Origin of the sequence: Mucilaginibacter kameinonensis (assembly GCF_003675385.1) — a bacterium.
Lineage (GTDB): Bacteria > Bacteroidota > Bacteroidia > Sphingobacteriales > Sphingobacteriaceae > Mucilaginibacter > Mucilaginibacter kameinonensis.
Window position 1 is genome coordinate 801539 of record NZ_RCWZ01000002.1, and the last position, 22601, is coordinate 824139.

19 protein-coding genes are annotated in these 22601 nt (G+C 42.8%); 6 read left to right on the forward strand and 13 right to left on the reverse strand.

Annotated features, from left to right (window positions below):
- Positions 1-6 precede the first annotated feature (6 nt).
- Genes EAH55_RS10315 through EAH55_RS10325 form a run of 3 tightly spaced genes read right to left on the reverse strand, consistent with a single transcriptional unit; the run spans position 7 to position 3710 of the window.
- Positions 7-525 carry a UpxY family transcription antiterminator gene (locus EAH55_RS10315; protein WP_112573942.1) on the reverse strand — a complete coding sequence of 173 codons (519 nt, stop codon included), beginning with the start codon at positions 523-525 and terminating at the stop codon, positions 7-9.
- A 12-nt stretch (positions 526-537) separates the two neighbouring features.
- Complete coding sequence (locus tag EAH55_RS10320) at positions 538-2958, reverse strand: GumC family protein (RefSeq protein WP_121809551.1); 2421 nt, start codon at positions 2956-2958, stop codon at positions 538-540.
- Positions 2958-3710 (reverse strand): polysaccharide biosynthesis/export family protein, encoded by a 753-nt coding sequence (locus EAH55_RS10325; RefSeq protein WP_162996815.1) that lies wholly within the window; start codon positions 3708-3710, stop codon positions 2958-2960. Before EAH55_RS10325 ends, EAH55_RS10320 begins: the two co-directional genes overlap by 1 nt.
- Before the next feature lie 129 nt (positions 3711-3839).
- Between EAH55_RS10325 and EAH55_RS10330 the strand changes: the two genes are divergently transcribed.
- Complete coding sequence (locus EAH55_RS10330) at positions 3840-4589, forward strand: glycosyltransferase family 2 protein (RefSeq protein WP_121809553.1); 750 nt, start codon at positions 3840-3842, stop codon at positions 4587-4589.
- Here EAH55_RS10330 and EAH55_RS10335 read toward each other — a convergent pair whose 3' ends face one another.
- Positions 4590-5213 carry a class I SAM-dependent methyltransferase gene (locus tag EAH55_RS10335; protein WP_121809554.1) on the reverse strand — a complete coding sequence of 208 codons (624 nt, stop codon included), beginning with the start codon at positions 5211-5213 and terminating at the stop codon, positions 4590-4592. It abuts the gene before it with no gap.
- Between the two features lie 706 nt (positions 5214-5919).
- On the opposite strand from EAH55_RS10335, the gene EAH55_RS10340 reads away from it, so the two are divergent.
- Positions 5920-7020 carry an MraY family glycosyltransferase gene (locus EAH55_RS10340; RefSeq protein ID WP_121809555.1) on the forward strand — a complete coding sequence of 367 codons (1101 nt, stop codon included), beginning with the start codon at positions 5920-5922 and terminating at the stop codon, positions 7018-7020.
- Positions 7021-7135: 115 nt separating this feature from the next.
- Positions 7136-7450 (forward strand): DMT family transporter, encoded by a 315-nt coding sequence (locus tag EAH55_RS10345; RefSeq protein ID WP_114936938.1) that lies wholly within the window; start codon positions 7136-7138, stop codon positions 7448-7450.
- Here the strand turns inward: EAH55_RS10345 and EAH55_RS10350 are convergent.
- A complete protein-coding gene (locus EAH55_RS10350; protein WP_121809556.1) occupies positions 7433-8047 on the reverse strand; it encodes a Crp/Fnr family transcriptional regulator in 615 nt (204 codons plus the stop codon). The two genes, EAH55_RS10345 and EAH55_RS10350, sit on opposite strands and share 18 nt — an antisense overlap.
- Before the next feature lie 186 nt (positions 8048-8233).
- Here EAH55_RS10350 and EAH55_RS31495 point away from each other — a divergent pair, with 186 nt between their 5' ends.
- The 3 genes from EAH55_RS31495 (at position 8234) to EAH55_RS10365 (ending at position 10200) form a co-directional block, all read left to right on the forward strand.
- Positions 8234-8536: an acyltransferase family protein gene (locus EAH55_RS31495; protein WP_121809557.1), complete on the forward strand. Its 303-nt coding sequence runs from the start codon at positions 8234-8236 to the stop codon at positions 8534-8536.
- The gene (locus tag EAH55_RS10360; protein WP_121809558.1) at positions 8478-8921 is read left to right on the forward strand and encodes a GNAT family N-acetyltransferase; all 444 of its coding nucleotides are present in this window, start codon (positions 8478-8480) and stop codon (positions 8919-8921) included. The genes EAH55_RS31495 and EAH55_RS10360 overlap by 59 nt, the downstream gene beginning before the upstream one ends.
- A gap of 196 nt (positions 8922-9117) precedes the next feature.
- The gene (locus EAH55_RS10365) at positions 9118-10200 is read left to right on the forward strand and encodes an MBL fold metallo-hydrolase (protein WP_121809559.1); all 1083 of its coding nucleotides are present in this window, start codon (positions 9118-9120) and stop codon (positions 10198-10200) included.
- A 132-nt stretch (positions 10201-10332) separates the two neighbouring features.
- Here EAH55_RS10365 and EAH55_RS10370 read toward each other — a convergent pair whose 3' ends face one another.
- From EAH55_RS10370 to EAH55_RS10405, 8 genes are read right to left on the reverse strand one after another with little or no spacing between them, the layout of a single operon-like run.
- Entirely contained in the window at positions 10333-11145 is an 813-nt protein-coding gene (locus EAH55_RS10370) for a PKD domain-containing protein (protein ID WP_162996816.1), read from the reverse strand.
- Positions 11146-11181: 36 nt separating this feature from the next.
- Positions 11182-12615 carry a PA14 domain-containing protein gene (locus tag EAH55_RS10375; RefSeq protein WP_162996817.1) on the reverse strand — a complete coding sequence of 478 codons (1434 nt, stop codon included), beginning with the start codon at positions 12613-12615 and terminating at the stop codon, positions 11182-11184.
- A gap of 32 nt (positions 12616-12647) precedes the next feature.
- Positions 12648-14348, reverse strand: coding sequence for an alkaline phosphatase family protein (locus tag EAH55_RS10380; RefSeq protein WP_121809562.1), 1701 nt, complete (start codon positions 14346-14348; stop codon positions 12648-12650).
- 30 nt (positions 14349-14378) lie between these two features.
- Positions 14379-15989 (reverse strand): DUF5008 domain-containing protein, encoded by a 1611-nt coding sequence (locus EAH55_RS10385; protein ID WP_121809563.1) that lies wholly within the window; start codon positions 15987-15989, stop codon positions 14379-14381.
- Between the two features lie 41 nt (positions 15990-16030).
- On the reverse strand, positions 16031-16753 hold the full coding sequence (locus EAH55_RS10390; protein WP_162996818.1) for a fasciclin domain-containing protein: 723 nt from the start codon (positions 16751-16753) through the stop codon (positions 16031-16033).
- A gap of 29 nt (positions 16754-16782) precedes the next feature.
- Entirely contained in the window at positions 16783-18306 is a 1524-nt protein-coding gene (locus tag EAH55_RS10395) for a RagB/SusD family nutrient uptake outer membrane protein (RefSeq protein ID WP_121809565.1), read from the reverse strand.
- Positions 18307-18317: 11 nt separating this feature from the next.
- The gene (locus EAH55_RS10400) at positions 18318-21464 is read right to left on the reverse strand and encodes a SusC/RagA family TonB-linked outer membrane protein (protein ID WP_121809566.1); all 3147 of its coding nucleotides are present in this window, start codon (positions 21462-21464) and stop codon (positions 18318-18320) included.
- A gap of 20 nt (positions 21465-21484) precedes the next feature.
- Positions 21485-22573, reverse strand: coding sequence for a DUF5007 domain-containing protein (locus tag EAH55_RS10405; RefSeq protein ID WP_244228151.1), 1089 nt, complete (start codon positions 22571-22573; stop codon positions 21485-21487).
- Positions 22574-22601: the final 28 nt, after the last annotated feature.

Sequence of the window (22601 nt, forward strand, 5' to 3'; positions counted from 1 at the left end):
TTAAGATTAAATGCGTTGAATGTAAGAAGCCAGGGTATGAACAATGATAGACTGTCCTATGCTTTCTAACCGCAGGATAAACTGTTTTTGCGATTTGTGCGATATAATTTCTCCTGTCATTCCTTTTAGTGCACCTGCTTTCACCTTGATTTTTTCGCCGGGCTGTAAATTATCTTCAGTTACTTCCAATTCATATGGGCCCGCCATTAATAACTTTAATTCGGTTATCTGACTGGTAGGCATTGTCGCGGGTTTGCCGCTGAAATACAGGAAACGGGAAATTCCTTTTGTCATTAGCACATCGCCTTGTTCATGTGGGGCAATGTTAACAAACAGGTATGATTTAATAAGTGGTTCTTCCACCCATTTCTTTCGGTCGCTCCACTGTTTCAACTGCCGGTGTAAGGGCAGGTATACCTCGATCTTTTTACCCGCAAGGGCCTCGCATGCTTTTTTTTCGGCGCGTGGGTGCGTGTAAACAGGATACCATCTTTTATTTGTTCCATCTGCTTTCAAATCCATCATTATTCAGCAAATTTATTTGAACCATCGTCTCACATCCCACCATTTAGTTTTTTTATCATCCAGATAGTATCCGGATCCTTCATAGCCGTCGTAGGTTGAATAGTAATAGTACCTTGAACCCGCGTTTTCACCTGTAAATTTGGTTGTATAATAACGGGCATGAAGCAGGTCTTCTTCAAAAGCGTTGAGCACAATAACCGTATTGTCAAGGTGGTATTCATTTGCTAAACGTTGCGGAATGGTGGCTGCATAAAATTTGGATCTGCCTGAGCGGATCACAAAAATGTTGATGTCACTTAATCTGATCAAAGGGACGGCATCAGACACAAGGCCTATTGGCGCCGTATCAATCATGATCACATCATACCTTTGTTTTAACTCGTTAATCAACGCTTTCATTCTTTCGCTGTGCAACAACTCGGAAGGATTGGGAGGAACAGGGCCTGAAACGATGATGTCGAAATTTGCCTGTTCCGAATGAACAATAATATCGTCGATATTATTTTGGTGGGCAAGGTAATTACTTAAGCCAATATCGTTTGATAAATGGAAGGTTTTGTGGAGTCTTGAACGTCTTAAGTCCGCACCCACAAGAACTACTTTTTTATCGATAAGTGAAAGTGTACTTGACAAATTTACAGCCACAAATGACTTGCCTTCGCCGGCAACTTCTGAAGTAACGCAGATAATTTTGCTTGCTTTTTCTGAGGCCAGAAAACTTAAATTGGTTCGTACCGAGCGCACGGATTCGGCAAATATGGAGCGGGGTTTACTCAGCGCCAGAATTTCGCGGCTGTTTTCATCTACAATGTCCGGATATTTTCTGATAATACCGAGAATAGGGATGGAGGTCAGGCTCTCGATAGTTTCCTTATCATAAATATAAGGATTAAGAATCCGGATCAGGACAATAAGACCGAGACCTATCGCCAGGCCAAAAATGATTGCGGCGCGGTGTATATCGTGCTCATTAGGTGAAACCGGGCTAAAATTGGGCTGGGCATTTTCAATCACTGTAGCACCAGGCAAAATTCCCGCACGGCTGATCTGGGCTTCCAGTTTCTTTTCAGATAAAAAAGAATATACCTTGTCATTAATGTCAAAATCACGTTGCAGGCTAACCATATCTCGTTGAGCAGCAGGTAATGCCTGGATGGTTTGGTTGATTTGTGCCAGCTGCGAATCTAAGTAAGCAATGTTTTTTTCAATATTGGTACGGATACCTTTAATGTTATTTAACAGATTAAGCTTGGTTTGCAGAATTTGCTGGTTAATGTCAAGGATCGGCTGAGAATTTGGTGTAAACGTCTTCAACACAGTTGCCTTTTCAGCGAGTATTGCGTCCAGCTTACCAATTAGGGCTTCTATTGCCGGGAAAGCAGCCCCGCCCGTACTGAAATTCAGGGTAACGTTTTCTTTGTTATTCGTGATCTGATCTTTTAATTGATCTAACGCGATGATCTGGATTTTTAATAACGAACGGTTGGTCTCGATTTCGGCAGCTTTCGCACCAGCAGAGGTTGACGTTGTACTTACATCGAGTATTTTAGTTTTGTTTTTGTATTTTTCTATAGAGCTTTCTGAGCCTTTTACCTCGTTTAGCAGGAAAGATAGCTGTGTATCAATAAAGTCTATCATCTGAGAGGCAGATTGCGCTTTCTGATTCCTGTCAAAAATGACATACTCCTTCATGATATTGTTAAGAATATCAGCAGCGAAAACAGGATTTGAGTCTGTTTCCTGTAAGGAAATGATATTGGTATTTCTACCTGTTTCACCAGCCCTGAAACCGCTCTGAACACGACCGATATAGTCTTCCGGGATATTAAACTTAAACAGGAGGATAGTATTATTCCCCATCTCGCCCGGAGATTTAATATTGAAACTGGTATTACCTATGGTTACAGGGCTGTTGTATGCGTAATTATTGGCGATCTCTTTTTCTCCGGCCTTATAGCTCAACGAAAATTTATGTTTGTCGATAGGTTTGTAGGTGATCAGATCATGGAAAAAATTCAGGCTGTCAAATTTAATGAACTGAATGTTCAACGGCTTGGAAGGATATGTTTCGCTTGTGCGTACCCGGCCCGAGATGAAAAAGCTCACCCTATAGTCAATATCTTTGATTGCGCTCAGCATCACGCCCCGGCTTTGTAATACCGATATGATACTTTGAATTTTTGACGGCCCGCGATCGGGGGTAGCCATTACCGTTATCAGGTCAGATACTTCCGACTTTTTCTCTTCAACCCGCAAAGTGCCTGATGTGGCATACGTTTTAGGCGTATACCAGAGGTAGGAGTAGGATATAATTAAGGCAATGCCAACCGAGGCTGCAATCCAATACCATCGGCTCAGCAATATTTTCGCTATCTTGAAATAATCTAACTCCTGTGTAGGAAGCTTTCTCTGTACTTTTTCTGTTTCTTCCATTAGCGGCGTGAAAGCGATAAAATTACCAGGGCGGTGTTAAGCAAAAGCAATATCGGCTGTGTTAGCGTTGATAGGTTTTGCAGTTTGTCACTACGAATAGCCCGTTTGTTTTGAGACGCGTAAATAATATCCCCACTTTGTAAAATAGCCCGGGGATCATTGATTGATTGGATGTCCCTCAGGTTGATATATGTTACCTGGGGATTTAGTTGATCTCCACGGATAATCTTGATATTAGTTTCATTGGCTCTTTCAGATAGTCCGCCCGCTTCGCCAATCATCTCAACAAGTGTAGTCCTGTCTTTGAGCAATGGGAAATTTCCCTGCCCTTTAAATTCTCCTAATAGCGTCACCTTCAGATTTGTAATCTTTAACTCAATAATGGGGTCTTTAAGAAGCTTTTTACGGTAAAGATCCTCAATAAGTTTGGCCGCCTGACTGCGGGTTAGCCCCGCAACAGCAACGTGGCCTACCACCGGCAACGCTACGGTACCATCTTCTTCAACCTGGTAAGTTTGCCCTGAACCAGCACCTCCGGCACCACCTGTCTGCGAACTGCCTGAAGGGGATTCGTCAACAACGTATTTGATGTTTTGCAGGTTCCGGATCTGAAGGATATCCTGAGACTTGATATGATAACCGCTGAGATCACCCGTGCTTTTGGAAGAAGTTGTGTCTGTAACGGGAGTTTTTTGTTCAAAAAGCACCTGGTATTGTTTTCCGGCGCAAGAGGTTAGAACAAGTAAGATCAAAGAACAGGAATAAATATATATCGATCTACGCATATTGGCGGTATCTACGCTGAATATTTCTATTATTGTGTAATATTTCAAAAATACACAATTTGTGTTACCGATGTGTGTTTTTCCAATTTTTAGAATTTGAAGGTTTCATTAATCACTGTTGTTTATAACGCCGAGAACACATTGGCCCGGTGTATCGACTCGGTTATCAGCCAAAATTACCCTGAAATAGAATACATTATCGTCGATGGCGGTTCGACAGATGGAACCCTCCGGATCATCGACAAATACCGCGATTTTATAAGTGTTGTTATCTCCGAACCTGATCAAGGAATATACGATGCCATGAACAAAGGGATCAGGCGCGCAACCGGCAATATTGTTGGTACACTTAATGCAGATGACGCACTGGCAGACAATGATGTGTTGGCCGCTGTTGTCCGCTCATTTGAGCAGCAAAATGCAGATGTTGTTTACGGAAACTTAAATGTTATAGGGATGCAGGGTCATATAATCCGCAGGTGGGTATCAAAACAGTGTTTAAGAAACTCGTTCAGCTGGGGTTTTATGCCTCCACATCCAACATTTTATTGTAAGCGGGAATTGTTCGGGAAATACGGTTTTTATAGCCTTGAATTTGGTTCGGCGGCAGATTATGAACTGATGCTTAGATTTATGTATAAGCACAGGGTTAATGGTTGTTTTTTAAATAAGGTATTGGTTAATATGCTTGCGGGCGGCGTTAGTAACAGCAGTTTTAGCAACAGGATTAAAGCCTGGAAATTTGACTTAAAAGCTATGCACCATAACCGTATAAAAATACCTGTGCTTACAGTTGTTTTAAAACCGCTTCGCAAGCTGCATCAATTTTTAAAACTTAAAGCATAGTTACTTGAGCTTGGCCTTAATGATCATGCTCATCCAGAAATAAGGTATCCTTCCACATCCCCTGAATGCAGTTACCTCAAAACCATGCTCATTTAAAATTTGAGTAAGCGTTTTTACCGACCAGAATTTGATATGTCCACCTTGCCACAATGGACTAATATGGTTATCCCATTTATTGAAAATGCTCAGGAACAGGTTTTTTAAATAGCCATGATAGGGTGTTGATATGATCAGTTCACCTTTAGTTGGTGTTAGTATATCCCGGCAAAGCGCTATAAAAGCATGAGGGTCGTAAAGATGTTCAATTACCTCTGTTGAGATAACGGTATCGAATTTTATGTCTTCGAGTTGTTTAGGTAAGCCGGGAACCGAAAGATCCTGTACGAAAAACCTTCCCGGATTTATTTTGTCTGCAATTTCAATGCCCTGCTTTGATGCATCAGTTCCGTAAGCATTAAAACCGTGTTTAAGCAGGTAATTTACCAAAAAGCCATTGCCGCAACCAAGGTCGAGGATGCTGGTATTTTGATCGTGATTTAGTAACGAGGTTAACGGCCGTTCAAGATAATTGAAAGCGTGGCTGGCTTCGTCGTTAGGATAACCGTAATCCTGGTATGAGCTCATGTGCTTATGATCTGTGGGTATAAGTTAGTTGATGGGTTGTATAATAACATTTATTGATATGATCGGCAGTTCACGTATTGGATCTTGCAATCTCAACTACATGACAATGCAAGTATACCAATACCCGGGTTCTTAATTATCCGATCGCCAAAGTTTCATCACGTGGCGGCGAAATAAACAAGCAACAGACCAGATTGCCTAATGTAACGTTTTTTTTACTGGCTAATGAAACTTCTAATAGCCTTACATGGATTTGTTTAGTTTCCCTTTTGTTAAATATTTGCGAGCCTTTCAATATTTAGTTCGCTGCAGAATGTCAGCGTTTTAAATATCGAGAGCATATTAAAAATAAGCTTTATTCAGCAATTTCTTTTTGCTCTGTTGTTGGATACTTACATCGTGTGCATTGTAAATGAAAACGAAATTATGGGTGATGTTTCAAGATATGGAGCAGTACGAGTGTGGAAATAATTCCTTTATCTGAGGATTACGCGCCCATGTGTTTCCTTTACAATAAATGGAATCGACGAAAAAAGAGCCAACATCGCCTTAATTACGCTTAAACCATTGTTTATAAAATACTGGTAAGGTTTATGCGGAGCTATGACTTAAGCAGTTTTATCCGGATAAGGAGATCGTGCTTGTGTGAGGGGAATAGTTGCATTTATCCGGTTAAAATTGGCCTTCACCCTGATTTTTATAAACTATGCTTGAAATTTTACGATCTCAACACTTAGTATTTTATACCCTTATTTTTCTGGTTTCGGCCACAATTACCTGGTTGTGTATTCCTTCAATTTTGCACGTGGCGCGCGCCCGACATTTGTATGATGATATTGGTCATTTTAGAAAGGAGCATGACCATGGCATACCCCGTTTAGGCGGTGTGGCGATCTTTGTAAGTTTTAACATAACAGCCCTTTTATTCGGCATACTTGACAAGTCGTTGCCGGTAAGTTACATGCTTACCGCATGTATTATTCTGTTTGCTATGGGGCTTAAGGATGACTTGTCTGGAGTAAACCCACGTACAAAATTTGTTATACAGGCAATTGCAGCACTGATCCTTGTTGTTCCGGCCGATATCCGTATCTCAAGCATGTATGGCATTTTTGGTATATACAGTTTACCTTATTTGCCAAGTGTTTTAATGTCTGTTTTGTTGATTATGCTCATTGTCAATTCCTTCAACCTGATTGATGGTATTAACGCGCTGGCGGCCTCAACCGGAATCATTGTTAATTGTACTTTTGCTTTTTTGTTTTTTTATATCAGGCAATACGAGCTTGCAGCTATAGGTTTGGCCATGGCGGGTGCAATTCTCGGTTTTCTTCGTTTTAACTTATTGCCTGCAAGGATCTTTATGGGCGATACCGGAGCCTTGTTGATTGGATTGGTATCGTCTGTTATGGCATTGAAGTTTATCGCCCTAAGCATGAGTGGAGGAGGGGCACCTGATCTGATGTTCTATAGTCCTGCGCTAACGGTAGCGATATTAGCGGGGCCTGTTTTTGATACGCTGCGTGTTTTTACCATCCGGTTATCTAAAGGGAAATCGCCGTTTGATGCAGATCGGAACCACATTCATCACCGTATACTGCGACTCGGGTTTAACCATGCTCAGGCAACCTTATGCCTTTCGGTAATGAGTTTGCTTTCTATAGGTAGCGTGTTTTTGTTCAGCAAGCTGGGGAATTCCTGGCTTATCGGACTTGTTTTTTTTATCTCCTTAATAGTCAATTGCCTGATCACCATTATGCTTCGTGCCAAAAAACGCAAAGAAGCAGCCCTGGCAATATCTAATTGAAGCGGGATCCGAATTGTTTTTTAAGCGTTTTTTCGTGTCGTATATACCTTGCAGAATTTAACATCGGATAAATTTTTGCGTGATATTACCGGTTAGTTTTGCCGGAAAAAATATCATGAACTGGATCTGTTTAATTTTTGCCGGCCTCTTAGAAATTGGATTTACCACTTGTTTGAAATTATCTGACAACTTCTCCAACCTGAAATGGACGTTGGGTTTCGTTGTATGTATTATTTTTAGTTTTGTGCTGATTAATAAAGCTACCCAAACCATTCCGCTGGGAACTGCTTACGCCGTGTGGACCGGGATAGGTGCCGCCGGAACTGTTATTGTTGGGGCTTTTTTCTTTAGTGAGCCTTTGTCGTTTATCCGGATGTTTTTCATTACTACACTTATCGCATCTGTAATAGGCTTAAAGGCTTTTGCCTGATTCTGTACTCTTTAATTGAGCTTGCCTTAAGCGCCTCTTGTCCTTTGCCCTGATGCGGCTCAGGGAAACCTGGGTCATGCCAAGGTATGATGCGATATGTTTCAGTTTCACCCGCTGTAAAATATCTGGATATGATTTAACAAACTCCTCGTACCGGTCAAGCGTGCTTTTGAATTGCCTTGAGATCGTTTGTTTTTCAGTTTCCACAAACGAGATATCGGCAAGTTTTCGTCCCCAATTAGCGAGGTGGATATCGGAACTGTATAAGGCTTCCAAGTCGTTTTTATGGAGCTGGAACAACTCGCAATCTTCCAATAATTCGATGCTTTCGTAACCTGCAATATCCATCACATAGCTTTGAATAGACAGGAGGATTTTTCCTTCGTCAAAAAAAGCAAAGGTTACTTCGTTTTGATCACCCTCAATAAAAGCCCTTGAAATGCCTTTTGCAATAAAATAAATACGGTTGTTGATCTTATTTGCTTTAAATAGCAGATGACCTTTAGGTAATGCAACTTGCTTTACGATGTCTTCCAACTTCAAGAATGACTCTTCAGGTATCGTCTTGATCGTAAATACAATTTCGCGGAAGTTCATATTGTTATGTTTGTTATAGCTAAAATGTTACCGGCCCGGTATTACGCACCCGCACTGCAGTTTAATATTCAATTTTCGTTACTTCCGTAACTTTTTTGATTAAAACAAACAATTTTAGGGTGTTTGAATTGTGTTGGTATATGATTACATCTAATACCTGCAAAACAAAAAAACGCATTTTTTTTCATGGATCCATTTAACACCCGATTTATACAAAATCAAAAAAGGTGGTCATGGATCGATTACGATAAAGGGATAAGTATCATACTTGTAGCCTATGGTCATTGTTACGAGATATTAAAAGATCATGGACTCGCGCTCGATGAATACCCTGTTCTGAATTACATTGGCGTATTCTTGTACGGTTTCAGGATGCCCCTGTTTTTTATTATTTCGGGTTTACTGAAGCGGTCAGCTAACAAACATCAGCATGGAAATTATCTCAATAACCGAAAGTCATCTGTCTCACTGCGCCGCTATCCTGGTTGATGCCTATAACGCACCGCCCTGGAATTGCCAATGGACAAGCGAAAAGGCACACCAGTACCTGGCCGAATTAGTTGGTCACAGAGATTTTGTTGGATTTATTATTTACGATAATAATGAACCAGCTGGAGCCATTTTAGGTCATAAAAAAACCTGGTGGACCAACAGGCAATTAATGATTGATGAATTGTTTGTTTCGCCTGCGTTTCAGAAAAAAGGTTACGGAAAAAAGTTGCTGCAATATAGCGAGGACTATGCTAACGCCAACCAAATTGAGCTATTGGTTTTAATGACCAATAAGTATCTGCCGGTTTATAACTTTTATGAAATGATGGATTATACCCTTGCAGATCAGTACGTGTTTATGTTTAAACAACTGAATTTGTGAGCGAAAATAAACTCTGTTTACAGGCCGGATATCCATGATTTAGACTTCATATTCTGGCAACGCGGTGAGTTTTACGAGATCAAGCGTTGATCTTTAGGTGGGTGGGGAAAATAGTTTTATTGATTAACCTCGTGACTACGGGAGCCAGGTTCATGAAATAATTGGAAGGATAGAACGTTATTCCAATGGTTTGGGTATGAAAAGTTTATGGTTGGGGATGGCTGTGTTGTCGCTGATGGCGTTGGCCGGTTGTGGTATATGGAAGTCATTAGGACACGACCCAGATGGCGAGGCACTTGCCCGGCTTGATACTTTGCCTAATTATAAAAATGGCGCCTTCGAAAACCTGGCGGAGCGTGCCGATACAACCGTTAAAACGAGATTTCTTTTTCTCCGGGGGCATCCGGAAATCGTCAGGCCTTCGCATCCGTTACCCTGGGTTAAAACCGATTTGAAAGCATTGACGGCGCCGGCGCCTGTTATAGTTTGGTTCGGGCATTCTTCTTTGTTAATCAAAACAGGGCAGGGTAATATCCTTATCGATCCGGTTTTTAGTAACCATGCAGGGCCTGTGCCCGGACTGATGAAAGCGTTCCGGGGGACGATGCATTATCATGCTGAAGATATGCCGCAAATTGATGTGCTGATCATTTCTCATGATCATTATGATCACCTGGATTACCGCACGATGAAGAAATTAAAAAGCCGTATCAAAATGGCCATAGTACCAATGGGGGTAGGGGCAGATCTGGTGTACTGGGGGTTTGATCCGAAACGGATTACAGAATTGAACTGGAACCAGTCGGCCACGCTGCCCGGCGGACTTGGCATTACCTGCACCCCTGCACAACATAAGAGTAACCGCACCTATGGTACAGAAAATAAAACCCTTTGGGCATCGTACGTAATACAAACAAACGGCTATCGCTTGTTTTACAGCGGTGACAGCGGATACGGGCCGCATTTTAAACAGATTGGTAAGCAATACGGGCCATTCGATTTGGCGCTGTTGGAATGTGGGCAATATAGCCCGAACTGGCCATGGACACATTTATGGCTGGGGCAGGCCGCGCAGGCAGCTGTTGACCTGCGGACCCGATTACTGCAGCCTATCCATTGGGCCAAGTTTGTAGAAGCAAATCATCCCTGGAACGAACCGATAAAAAAACTCCTGCCGGCAGCCAAAAAGCTGGGTATGCCAGTGAATGTACCCCGCATTGGGGAGCCTTACACCCTGGGTAATCCGCCTAAGCTATCACCCTGGTGGGATTTCGAGTAATTTAAGGTGTACGGGGCAAAATAGCAGCATCATTGGAACCTTTTCATTTCTTTATTTTTCGGTTCGAAACCAGCCAACCGCCGAAGAAAAGCTTAATACTAACATCTCATTTATTATAACAAAAAGCAGCCCTTACGGCTGCTTTTTGTTAACGGTCCACTCAGCCATCTGGAAATCGCGGCTGCCATTATTGGTTTTAATGGTTATCCTGTAAAATTTATAAGCTACGTTATTGTTAAAGTGATATATGATCCGCTGAAAGCGATTGGCAAAAACTTCATTGTTTTTACTGTGCAGGTTTATCCAGCGTATACCGTCCTCCGAGCCCTGAAGTATCCATCCTTTAGGGTCACGATCAGGAGAATCATTTGCCGATGTCATGGTATAGGCTCCTGCAACAACCGCAGTTTTAAGTTCATATTTCATCACCAGGTCGCCGGAAAAACCCGACTGGAAAAACTTGGTATTCGGGTCGCCGTCAACCACTTTTAACGAACCCTCGTTTGAGTTTGGGCCGCCACCATTATCGCGCGATACGGTAAACGTGCCGCCTATGGTAGCAAAGTAGTTTTCTCCAACCTTGGTGCGGTCAAAATTAGGATCGGCAACGTTCAGTATTATTTCCCGTGCCGCCGAGTAACCCTGCGAATTTCTGGCTGTTAATGTTACGTGATATAATCCGTCGAAAGCATACCTGTGCTTAGGCGCTTTTTCCGCCGATGTGCTATCGTCGCCAAACTGCCACAGGATATCTTTGTAATTGACGGCCGTACTGGTGAATTGATAACTTAAAAAGTCAACACTATCTGTACGTACGGCTGTAAAACCCACAATAGGTTTTGGCTCATCCGGTTCGGGTTGTGGCGCGGGCTTATCTTTTTTACATCCGGCAAACAACAGGGCTACTGTTGAAAATACCGATATGATATGCAATATTTTTTTCATGTCCTTAATTTTCATTAATCAATTAGCATAGCTGCCTTAAGGGGCTGGGAATAATTGGCTTTGCGGTACTATCCTTCTGCCATTAATACCGGCCGATGGTACTTCAAAAGTTAAACGGGCACGCTGGCCGCCCACGTTTTCACGATGATCGGCTTCTATTTTATAGCGTTTACCGCGTTCTAAGAATATTTTGGCTGTACGGCTGTCTTTATCCCATTCGGTGGTGAAATCATTAATAATGGCCTTACCGTCTATGTATAACCTCGATCCATCGTCCCATTCATTCTGCCAGAACACGTATTCACCCCGAACGGGCGCAAGAAACTCACCCGTCCACCTGGTTGAAAAATTATCATGGCTTATACTTGGTATAGCAGCTTGCCAAACCCCGTCGTTAGGCCAATCAATAGTGGGTTCTATTTGTACAAGATCAGGCTTTCTGCCATCAAAATCAAGCTGTTGATTATTCGAAAAGTATTCCGCCTTTAAACCTGTACCGTTGCCTGTGATGTATGAGTTGTTATCAAGATTAACCTCTGGCTGTACCAAAACAATCATTTTGCTGTTTGTTGGATGCAGGATGTGTTTTGACGGATTAACCAAACTCACTACAAAGCCAAAACGTTTATTAGCGGCTATGTTGGCATCAAAAACAGGCCATCCTATTGATAAGCGTATCACCGCTGTGCTGGCGTTAGAGTTTACCCTGATCAATGTATCAATGTTAAACTGATCGGGTTTGAGAGCGATAGTGTTATCAGGCAGCACCTTTTTACTTACCAGGTCGGCAATGGTATCCATATTCAGTTTCACATTAACATTAAATGCACCTGCCGGCACACCCGCCAGGTTTATAGTTAACGGAATGGTGATACCTGCCGGCGATGTTGTGTAGTTTTTTTGATAATCAACATTCAAGATACCACCGCCATTCAAAAGCGAAACGTAATGAATATCGCTTTCTTTAATAAGTGTTTTGGTATCAAGTACTACCAGGATATTTGATTGTGATCCTTTAATCTGGTTGCCCTTGCCGGGATCTGTCAATTTAAATGCAAAAGCTACATTTTTACCATAATTGGCTTCAATGGCTGATAGCCTGACACTGGCAACAGAGGATGCGGTATCAGCCCCGAATGCTACATTGATCACGCCGTCGTAATCAATTGCACCGGCAGGTAGCATTACCGTATTTTTAAGCGTACCGTTGGCTATCAGTTTGGAAACGGTATCATTATTAAACGTTATACCTACCTGGAACGCCTTAGTTGCGGGGCCCGATAAGGATATTTTAAATGGTACTTTAACTATTTCATTGCCGGCAACTACACCATTGGCATCGGCTCCTGCGCCGGAAACATTCCTGTCGGTGTTTTGAATTGCTTTAAGCTCATCAAGATTATTTTGCCTGCAGGCTCCCGCTATCAGAACAATTAATCCGATAAACAAAACATATCTGTATTTTTTCATCATCAAATAATTTAGTTTGTAATGGTTAACTTTTACTGATCAAGCCAAACGCGGCCATCAAGCCCCCAGGCCTGCCTGTTAGGTATCCTGAACCAGTTGATTATTTGTGCAGGAATATCTGCCGTTTGCGGAACAAACTGGGCAAGCGCCCCTGCCGGTGGCGGGCATATCAGGTCATTAAAATCTTCCCATTGATAATTGCCTTTTAATTGGAAGTCGCGGGCCTGTGGACCTATATCCCTGATCTTATCACCCTGACCATCTGTGCCCGGCCAGTACGCCGCCAGAAAAGTATAGTAAGGGTGACCTTCGCTGATGGATGTTTCGCATGCATAATTTCCTATTACGGCATCGGGCACGTCAATCTTGAAAAATCTGATGTCAGTTACATACACGTCGGGGGTACCATGCCCCTGGCCGTTTAAGTACCCCAATTTTAGCGGGCTGTGGTTGCTAAAACTCCCCGATTCGGTTACGTCCAGTTCATTATTGAAAACCCCGTCGGTGTAGGTTCTGATATATCGCCTGCCTGCTCGTATTTCGCATTTAACCGAAAGGTTTTGCCATCTGCCTTTTTGCAGGTCGCCGCCACGGCATTGATGATAGTCTCCGTCTTTAGTACCGCGGTATTCAAAATACCAGTAAGCATCTTCCAGGTAAATTACCCAGCCAACGCCCGGGTGTCCTGAAGACCATTGTGCCCTTTTACCCAAAATACTTGGCCAAAAGAATTTGTCCTCATTTTTCTTAACTTTTAGCTCAATGGTGAATTTGGTAGTGTCATCAAGGTTAAAAATATCGGCCGTATCAATTTCGGCCCGTATCCCGGTATCCTTTAAACGCACTGTGCGCCCCAGATACCTGTTGCCGGTAAACGGTTTACCTATTATCCTTTGTTTATATTTAGGATTGTAATAAATGGTAAACGTGTTAACTGCCGTGTTGCTGAAAACAGTATTGTCGTCCTGGTTAGCCGGAATAGCAAACTTTCCGCCGCCGCTTGATGCAATTACTACCAACCAATCTTCATTGGCGTAATTTTTCCTTTTTTTCAGGGCATCAATCATCTCACCTACATAGCCATCAAACTTTTCAATAGAGGCTTTATACTGCGATGATGAGTTGTCAAATCCATATTTGGCGCCGGCTTCTTTGATATCATTAAAATGGCCAAGTATCAATTGCGCTGTATCTGTATTCAGGCTATTAACTACGGCAGTTTTGATTTGCTCGTCGGTGTCAAATTGCTGGCTTATGGCAGCGCCCTGGGTTAATTTGTTTTTAAAAATAGCCGAAGATGAAAAAGAGACAATTTTGGCGTTGGGCTTTTCTTCCTTTATCCTTTCAAAAAACACAGGATAAGTTGCCAGGTTGTTTCCGGCAAAATCATCTGATAGGATCTTGTGTTTTTCTTTCTTTACACCGGTTAGCATATTGGCCCAATTGCTTACATCCCGTGTCGAATCCGGATCGCTCAATGCTACCCAGCTATAAATGGAGTAGGGGAGTAGTGTTTTAATATTAGGAACATTGGCGCTGTTTACGGATGAGCCCCTTGCCCCGTCAACAATCAGGTACAACACCTTGCGTTCGCCGGATGTTGCTTTGGCTGTATCCGTATAGTTTTTATCGGGGAGGGTACGTACAAAATCCTTGTTGCATGATATGGTTGCAACAGCCAATGCACAAATAATTGAAAAAATGATTCCTTTATATTTTTTCCTGTTCTGCATTTCCTTATAGATTATAGGTTCTCATAAAATTTATTCGATGGTTACACGTATGATATTGTTAACCGGGGTATTATCAAAGCGATATATGCTACCGATCAGCAATAACGCCCGTTTACCATCAGTGGATTTTGTTTCGATGATATCAGACAAGCTACCTGAGAATGGGCCGGTAGTGTTATAATTTCCGGCAAGTTCACCTTTGGTATTCAACACCATAAAGCCATTACGGGTAACATTGTTATATTTTTTAAAGCTGCCGCTAACCACTATCAATCCATCGTTGAGCTGGCGGGCAAAACCGGGGTAACCTCCTTCAAATGTTTTAGCCACAAAGCTTTGGTCAAGAGATCCATCAAGGTTAACCAGCGCCATGCTGATGGCCGGTTTGCCATCGTATGTTCTGAAGATCCCTGTTATCAGGTATTTTTTGGTTACAGGGTTGTATGTCAGCGATGAGATACTATTATCTGTACCGGCTCCGGTTTTAAATGAGTCGTCGATGTTTCCATTTGCATTTAAGCGAACCAAGCGTCCTGCGGGTGCTTGATCAAACGTGGTAAAGCTTCCAAATAACACCAGTTTTTCCAGTTGATCAGCATCAGTATGCATGTAGGAGTCAACCGGGCCATTTGCCGAAGGCAAACCTTTATTGCTTGCTATATTAAACCGATAGGTTTTGTCCAGCGATCCGTCCAGGTTAAAGCGGGCAATCTGTCGTATTTCTGTACTATCAAGGATCACCGTATCGCGGGTGAAATCATGATTATGCTCGGTATAAACCCGGTTTACATAGTATCTGAAGCTGCCGGTTGCCAGTATTTTGTTCTGATGCTTATATATCTTAGATATGTACTCATTGGTACCGCCGTTAAACTTTGGAAAGTATTTAGTTGTATCTGTCTGCGACGGACGCCTGTAAGTTTTTACGCCGATAGTATCAATGCTACCATCAATATTTAAAGTGGTAATATTGCTGATGTTTTCTGTACGCTGGTTGTAGCCGCTAAAGCCCCCTGCGATAACATATTTTCCGCCAAGTTCTATCACCCTTGATAATGATCCGTTTGCTGCTTTACCAGTCCGGAAAGTACGATCAAACTCACCATCAGCCGAAGTCCGTACAATGCGGTTAAGAGGGGTGATAATACCTTTATTATCGTAATTGGTAAACCAACCCAATACCAGGTTCCTGCCGTCAGCAAGAGGATATACCTGGTTTACAGTGCCGTTCGCGCCGGCTGTGGCCCTGAAAGAAGGATCAATGTTAATTAATCCGGATACCTTAAATAGTGGCCCCAGTACTAACTGATCATCAATGGCAATTGACGTAATACCGGTACTGCCAAACGGGGGCACCTTTACTTTAATGGTTGATTCTGTTACTTCGGTAACCTGACCGGGTTCGCCGTTAAACATGAACTTTATTTTGTCTTTGTAGGGGACCAGGCCTGTAGCTTTGAATGTTACCTCTGTACCCACCGTTCCAACTGCCGGCGCAGGTACAGCGTCAGGGCTGAGGGTAACACCCAATGGTGGTTTTCCGTCCCCATATGGGTCGGAATAAACTGTTTTATCCTTTTTGCAAGCCGCTATGGTGAGTGCCAGCAGGATAAACATCATGATATGGTTAAATCTTCTCATATTCAATTTATTATCATTGAAAGAATGTCGTTAATAATGTTTTACTCAGAATGATGAAGGCCTGCGAAGTATATTTCCTCATAAAAGTCATCCTGGTTAAATCCGAAGTAAGCCGCGTTATACTGCAGGGTATGCACTATCCCATTTGTGGGTTTGATATCAGATGAGGAGACATTATTTCGAAAAACCGCGTTTTGAGCGTTGTTGATGTCGTATATGTAACTGATAACCAACGTGCGCGGGCCAATGTATTTGATGTTATTGGCGTCGCCGTATAGTACACCAATGTTCTCCACATCGCCACTGTAAGAATAATAAAGGGCTCCCGGATACTGATTTTGCAGGTTGAAATCTATCTGCGGATAATCTTTAAGGTGGTTAATACCTTTGAACATATACCGTTGCAGGTATTTTTTCCATATGGCTGAGTCGATATCTGACAGCTTTTTCACAGTATCACGACCGGAATAAAACAAAAAATAGTTTAAAGAGCCGCTGGTTTTGTTATTGCCTATGGTTCTTTTGATCACGTCATCATCAGGCGCAAAAAAGGTAAAATCACTTTTGCGGAATGTTTCTTCCATGCCGGCCAGTTTTACGATCTGGGCGATGGTATCAAACGGTACCGCTTTATCTTGCAGATATTGAAGCATATCGGCAGGATAATTGGCCTGGGCTTTACCGCCATCTTTATAATACTCATCGCGTTTACAGCCGGTGAGTACCAGTAAAAAACCGGCAAAAACAATAATTATATTTTTCATATTTCTTATCATTACTTTTTAGGAATAGGTTAATTACCTCCGTTTACCCAATACATGTTTAATGACATAAACGGGTTATTTGCAAGCGCGTTACTGTTGATTGGCCAGGTCCAGGCGCCACGGTTAAATTTGTCCAGTGTCAATACATTGTATGACCACTCACTGCTCATGATCCTCCGGGTACGTACCAGGTCAAAGTAATGGTGCCCTTCGCCCATCAGTTCGCGCGATCTTTCCAGGAAAATGAAGTCTTTAAGATCCTGCCCGCCACTTCCGGCATAGCGTGATGCTTCGGCCCTGTCCCTTACTTTATTCAGCATAGCGATGGCCTGGTCATCCTGTCCCAGTTCGGCCAGTGCTTCCGCGCATAGCAGTATTTCACCGGCATACCTGAATATCATGAAAGTGTTATCTGGATTGGCATCCTCTTCGCCGGTTGCAAAGGCATTCTGAGCAAACTTGAGCATCATGAATTTTCCGTTGTCGGCATATATATCGGAGTTAAACCATATAGTAGCGCGCTTATCAGAGGATCCCGGATATAGTTTTTGCATATACTCCCCTCTGAAATAAGCAAAGCTGATACGGTGCGTGTACTCAGGCCTTTTGTAAGGATAGTGCAGAAACATATCACCAATCGGTGCAACATTGGTATTCTGATCGCCATAGTTAATACTGCGGTAAAATTCAAAAAGGCTTTCGTCCGATCGTCCTTTTATAACAGTAGCCCACTCAGTTATTGGCAGTAGCCTGTAAGCATTGCTCTTAACAAGCTCCTGTCCCAGATCTGCGGTTTCCTGGTAGTATTTGTTTGCATTGGGCTTATCAAAGCCGGCATTCCACATGTTCATATTCATGATGAGCGCGATTACGCTGCCCCTGCTGGCCCTTACACCTTTTAAGGCCGGATCGGCGTAGGTCCAGGGTAAACCGTCCTTGTAATTTTTAAGATCGGCGATACATTTATTTAAAACAGATACCATGTTTTCGCGAGGTAAAGCTGTTGAATGGAAAGCGTCGGTATAATAAGGCACATCGCCATAAAGCCTCACCATGTAGAAGTATGCAAGCCCGCGTATAAAAGCGGCTTCACCTTCAAACTGCTTCTTCTCGGCAGCACTTACGCCGGGTATGCCGGTTTCCAATTTTGAAATAAGGATATTGGCGCTTTGTATCACCTGGTAATAGCCTGTCCAGTCGGTAATAAGGCCAAAGTTGTAGAAATTCCAGGGTGGGTTTCCGTTGATGAGGCCAAGCAGGTCATTCCTGCCCAGTACCTCCACAAATGCACGTGCCGGCCCCAGGTCTGATTGGGGCTCATATAAAACCTCTCCTGAACGGTATTCGCCGGTTGCGCCAATAAAATGTGTTTCGTTGATCTTGCCAAAAAACGTTCTTGACATATCATAAATATTGGCCACAACGTCATCTTTCGATTGGTAAAAGTTATTCCCTGTTAGTTTATCAATGGGTTGTACATTCAGAAACTTTTTACAGGATGGTAAACACAAGCTTGCTGCCGCTGCTAAAATGTATATAACACTTTTTTTCATGATCTTGAGTTTTATTTACTTGTATTGAGTTCAATATTTAAACCTAAGTTGTAAGTACGTGGTACCGGGTATCCGCTTGATATATCGCGGCCCAGGGAGGTTACGTTTTCGGGGTTAGGGCCATTATATCCTGAAAATGTGATCAGGTTATTGGTTGAGAAATAAACCCTTACGTTGTTAAACCCAAAGCGCCGTACAAATTTCCGGTCAAACATGTAGGATAGCGTAACCGTGTTGATCTTGAGGTATGCCCCTTCTTCCTGCCATAAACTCTGATCGGAGCGAAGCGGCCTTATTTGGTTAAACCTTGAAAACGAATAGGGGTTAGGATACTTAGCATGATCACCCGGTTTTCGCCAAATGTCCATGTCATCCAATGGAACCGCGGCCAGTAGGGCATAAGGATCCTTCATGATTGACAGCCTGTCTGACAGCGCGTTATTTAATATTGTTCTCTTGGCTGTATAACTGGCATAAATATTTAATCCGAAATTCTTGTAGTTTATATTTGTAGATACACCACCCGTAATTAAAGGTTGTGAGTTGCCGGTTATTTCATAATCCCGGTCGTCAAGAATATAGTCGCCGTTAACGTCTTTAAAAATCGGGTCACCGCCTTTGAAGGCAAGCCCATTGGTTTGATATTTTTTACCTGTTACCGGATCTACAGGCACATTGGCATCTGTTGGATAAACACCCTGGTTAACCAGCAGATAGTTTGACAAGGTGTTTTTACCCACCCTGAAAACGATGTGCTGATAGTTGTTATAATCAAACTTGATGTATTGTCCGTTGTATTCGGCCGGTAACCTCAGCAGGTAATCGCGATTAATGGCGCCATTAAATGATACCGTCCAGTTAAAATCCTTAGCGGTTAGCGGTCTTACGGTTACCATCAGCTCATACCCATAATCGGCAATGGATACATCGTTACTTGATTTTTTCTGAAAGCCTGTACTGTTAGGTAAAAACCTGTCAAACAATAAATTATCAACCTTTTTATAATAAGTATCAAAACTCAGGTCAACCTTACCTTGCAAAATCGTCATGTCAAACCCAAGGTTATACTGCGTGGTTGTAGTTGGCTTTAGCGCAGGATTAGGTACAAACTCATAGTTAATACCGATAGTTGGATTATTATTGAAATTGCCATTCAGGTTGTACAAGCCATAGATACTTTGCAAGCTACCGGTTGGCACGATATTCTGGCCCCAGGTTAACCTTAAACCACCCGATGTGAGCCAGTCCCAGTTTTTAAACCAGTTTTCCTTATAGTAATTCCACCTTAAACCGGCTGCAGGGTTTTTGGAATACGGATTCTCCAGGCCGTTTGAGGATGTACCATCCAAGCGGTAAGATAGCTCCAGTACGTATTTCTTTTTATAATCGTAATTAAAGGAACCTGCAAATGATGCGATAGTGGCATTTTTGAAGTTTGATAATACGCCACCGCCTCTTGAATTATAAGAGTCGGACCCAACCGGCCCCTGTAACTGATCATTAGGGACACGGCTTTGGCGGATGATTCCGCTCTGGCCGCCTTGCTTATATATCTCATTAAATGTATTAATGAATATGGTATGATCGGCGCTGAATGTTTTAGCGTAAGTAAGCGCGTTACGGTTATATAATGTAAAGTTGCGCCCCTCATAATCATACATCTGTGCAAACTGGGCATTTGCAGCTGCCGGTGTAAATGTTGATTCCGCATCCGATGTATAATCGTAACTGATGCTTGAAGATAACGCCAGACCCCGGATAAACTCGTAACGGCCATCAATATTGGTACGGATGTTTCTTGTGCTGTTACTGTTTTGAGTTTGAAGGGCCGATGTTACACCATCGGGCGAAAGATAAAACGACGGAGGCGGCAGCAGGGTAGAAGCCTGGCCGTTTTGTGCCACGCCCTGTTGCAGCAAGCCCACACCGTTACCCTTAGCCTGACTTCCTAATGAGCCGAATAATGAGCCGAAGAACCTGAATTTATCATTAGGTTTAAACTCCATGTTCATATTCAGGTTATACCTGTCGAAACCTGTGTTTTTGATAACCCCTTTTTCTGAATAGTAGCCCATGTTCACTTTATAGTTAAAGCGGTCGTTGCCACCGTCTAAGGCTACGTTATGGCTCTGGTTGTGTGTTGTGCCATAAAAAATAGACTGCCAGTTTGTTGAATTATTCCAATAGGCGTTCAAACTATCGGCCAGGAAGCCGGTTTGCCCTAATTTTCTAAGCTCATCAATAACGGTAGCGTTTGATAATATCTGCTGGATTTTTGCCCTGCGTTCGGCATTACCTCCAATTGTTGCACGTAGTTGTGGGGTAGCGTTTACAAAGAAGTTCCCGGTATAACGTACCCGCGGCACTTTGGAGTTTCCGCGCTTGGTAGTAATGATGATTACACCATAAGCACCTCTTGATCCGTACATGGAGGTGGCCTGGGCATCCTTCATGATCTGTATGCTCTGGATATCCTCTACCGGTATCAATGATAAAGGACTCACACCCGGCCCCTGCGTTTGAAAACCAAACTCGGCTGCCTTATCCGCATCCAGCGGTACCCCATCAATGATATACAGTGGAGACGTAGGTTGTAAGAATGATTCGCTGCCGCTGCCGGATACACTCAGGGTTGATAAACCTCGTACCTGAACAGAGCCCCTGAAACCTGGTGCACCAGTATTATTTTGAATATTTAAGCCGGCTACCTTACCTTGCAGCAAGCTTTCAACGTTTGATGTTGGTACGTCCTGGATATCTTTGGCTGTTATAGTAACAGAGGCACCCGGGGTTGATTCTTTATTCCTGTTCTGGTAGGCTACAATGATTACCTCATTAAGGCCCTTCTTATCCTCGGTTAATGTTACAGTTATATTTTTTTGTCCGGGTTCAAGCTTTACTTTTTCCGTAACAAAACCAACAAAGGTGAAAGTAAGTGTACTGTTAGCTGGTACGCTAATGGTAAACTTTCCTTTATAATCGGTTTGCGTTAAGCCTTTACTGCCCATATAAATATTTACGCCGGGCAAAATTTTATTGGTTGCCTTTTCAACCACCGTACCGGTAACCGTTATATTTTGTGCCTGTGCATCAACCTCTGTGCAGCAGAAGATTGTGCAAACAACAAGCACTATATAAAATAGTATGTGTTTTCTCATCGTGATAAGTTTTAAATCGGTTATTCGTCTTTAAACTTTGGATTGTCCTTCAAAAAATGGAACACTATCTCCCAGTCGCCTTTTTTGTATATGGCGAAATCTATCCCGAAACTTGCCACTGTGCGGCCGCCGCCAAAACCAATTCGCGAATATTTGAATTCGGCATGGTCCCTGGTTCCTCCGGGCGCATAAGCAGTTGATACCTCCACTAAAGGGATAGGATAGGCAACATCATATTGCACATAGGTGGCAGTTTTTTGCATGTTAAAGCCATGCACTATTTTGTCCCAGGCTGTTTCGTTAAGCAAAGCCGGGTTCATCTCTACCGAATCCTTATTCAAAAACTTAAACCTTAACGAGTTCCCTGTACCGCCGGTAAACGGACGGATATAAACCACCACATCTTTTTTATCGTCATTACTCTGTAGCGGAATGTCGGTGGCATCACCTATTACCCCGTTCAAAAATGGCCTGATATAGTTGCGGCTCGCAGGGTTATAAGGCGTTTTAGGGTGAGGTGCCGGTCCGCCCGAATAAATGTTAAAGTCGTCAGAAGGCTCATATGGGCGTTCGCGGAATGGCCGTACCTGCAAGTCACGAATTATGGTGCTACCGCCTGTATTGGTTATTTTTATGTCGAAATAACGCGTATCCTGCGGGAAATTGGTACTGTCAGATGGTCTTGGCTTGATAAGGTCATTGCTGGAAGAGGCCCACATGATGAATTCGCCAGATGAGCGCACTTCAAATAAGGGATGATCTTCCAGCTTACGTTTTGCCTCTATCTCGGCCAGGCTCTTTTCAAGCCCGTTGTAGGGTGCTGTCCATACGTAGGTTGGCCTTTTTTGAAAAAGATCGGTCACCGGCCTGCCGTCACCAAAACGAGCGTTGATGATCTCAAACTTTAGTGGCTGGGTTGAATTGTCGCCATTAAACCCGCCCATTAAAGTGGTTCGGCCTAAAATCGGTTCAAAAACTTTATTGCTGTAGTTTACATTCGAACTCAGATAATCTTTTTCATCTGGAATGCCATACATCTTTTTGCAACTACTGAGCGCGACCGCAGCAAACAGCAGCGCTACAGATCCCATTTTTATGAATGTTTGCATCTCTCTTCGTTTTTTAAATGCATTGATA

Bases quoted from the DNA above. Each gene is read 5' to 3' on its own strand.
- EAH55_RS10345 (WP_114936938.1), top strand. From the start codon at position 7,136: ATGAACTGGATCTGTTTAATTTTTGCCGGCCTCTTAGAAATTGGATTT.
- EAH55_RS10360 (WP_121809558.1), top strand. From the start codon at position 8,478: ATGGAAATTATCTCAATAACCGAAAGTCATCTGTCTCACTGCGCCGCT.
- EAH55_RS10385 (WP_121809563.1), bottom strand. From the start codon at position 15,989: ATGAGAAGATTTAACCATATCATGATGTTTATCCTGCTGGCACTCACC.
- EAH55_RS10405 (WP_244228151.1), bottom strand. From the start codon at position 22,573: ATGCAAACATTCATAAAAATGGGATCTGTAGCGCTGCTGTTTGCTGCG.
- EAH55_RS10370 (WP_162996816.1), bottom strand. From the start codon at position 11,145: ATGAAAAAAATATTGCATATCATATCGGTATTTTCAACAGTAGCCCTG.
- EAH55_RS10340 (WP_121809555.1), top strand. From the start codon at position 5,920: ATGCTTGAAATTTTACGATCTCAACACTTAGTATTTTATACCCTTATT.
- EAH55_RS31495 (WP_121809557.1), top strand. From the start codon at position 8,234: ATGGATCCATTTAACACCCGATTTATACAAAATCAAAAAAGGTGGTCA.
- EAH55_RS10390 (WP_162996818.1), bottom strand. From the start codon at position 16,753: ATGAAAAATATAATTATTGTTTTTGCCGGTTTTTTACTGGTACTCACC.
- EAH55_RS10395 (WP_121809565.1), bottom strand. From the start codon at position 18,306: ATGAAAAAAAGTGTTATATACATTTTAGCAGCGGCAGCAAGCTTGTGT.
- EAH55_RS10375 (WP_162996817.1), bottom strand. From the start codon at position 12,615: ATGAAAAAATACAGATATGTTTTGTTTATCGGATTAATTGTTCTGATA.
- EAH55_RS10315 (WP_112573942.1), bottom strand. From the start codon at position 525: ATGATGGATTTGAAAGCAGATGGAACAAATAAAAGATGGTATCCTGTT.
- EAH55_RS10400 (WP_121809566.1), bottom strand. From the start codon at position 21,464: ATGAGAAAACACATACTATTTTATATAGTGCTTGTTGTTTGCACAATC.
- EAH55_RS10320 (WP_121809551.1), bottom strand. From the start codon at position 2,958: ATGGAAGAAACAGAAAAAGTACAGAGAAAGCTTCCTACACAGGAGTTA.
- EAH55_RS10335 (WP_121809554.1), bottom strand. From the start codon at position 5,213: ATGAGCTCATACCAGGATTACGGTTATCCTAACGACGAAGCCAGCCAC.
- EAH55_RS10350 (WP_121809556.1), bottom strand. From the start codon at position 8,047: ATGAACTTCCGCGAAATTGTATTTACGATCAAGACGATACCTGAAGAG.
- EAH55_RS10380 (WP_121809562.1), bottom strand. From the start codon at position 14,348: ATGCAGAACAGGAAAAAATATAAAGGAATCATTTTTTCAATTATTTGT.
- EAH55_RS10365 (WP_121809559.1), top strand. From the start codon at position 9,118: ATGAAAAGTTTATGGTTGGGGATGGCTGTGTTGTCGCTGATGGCGTTG.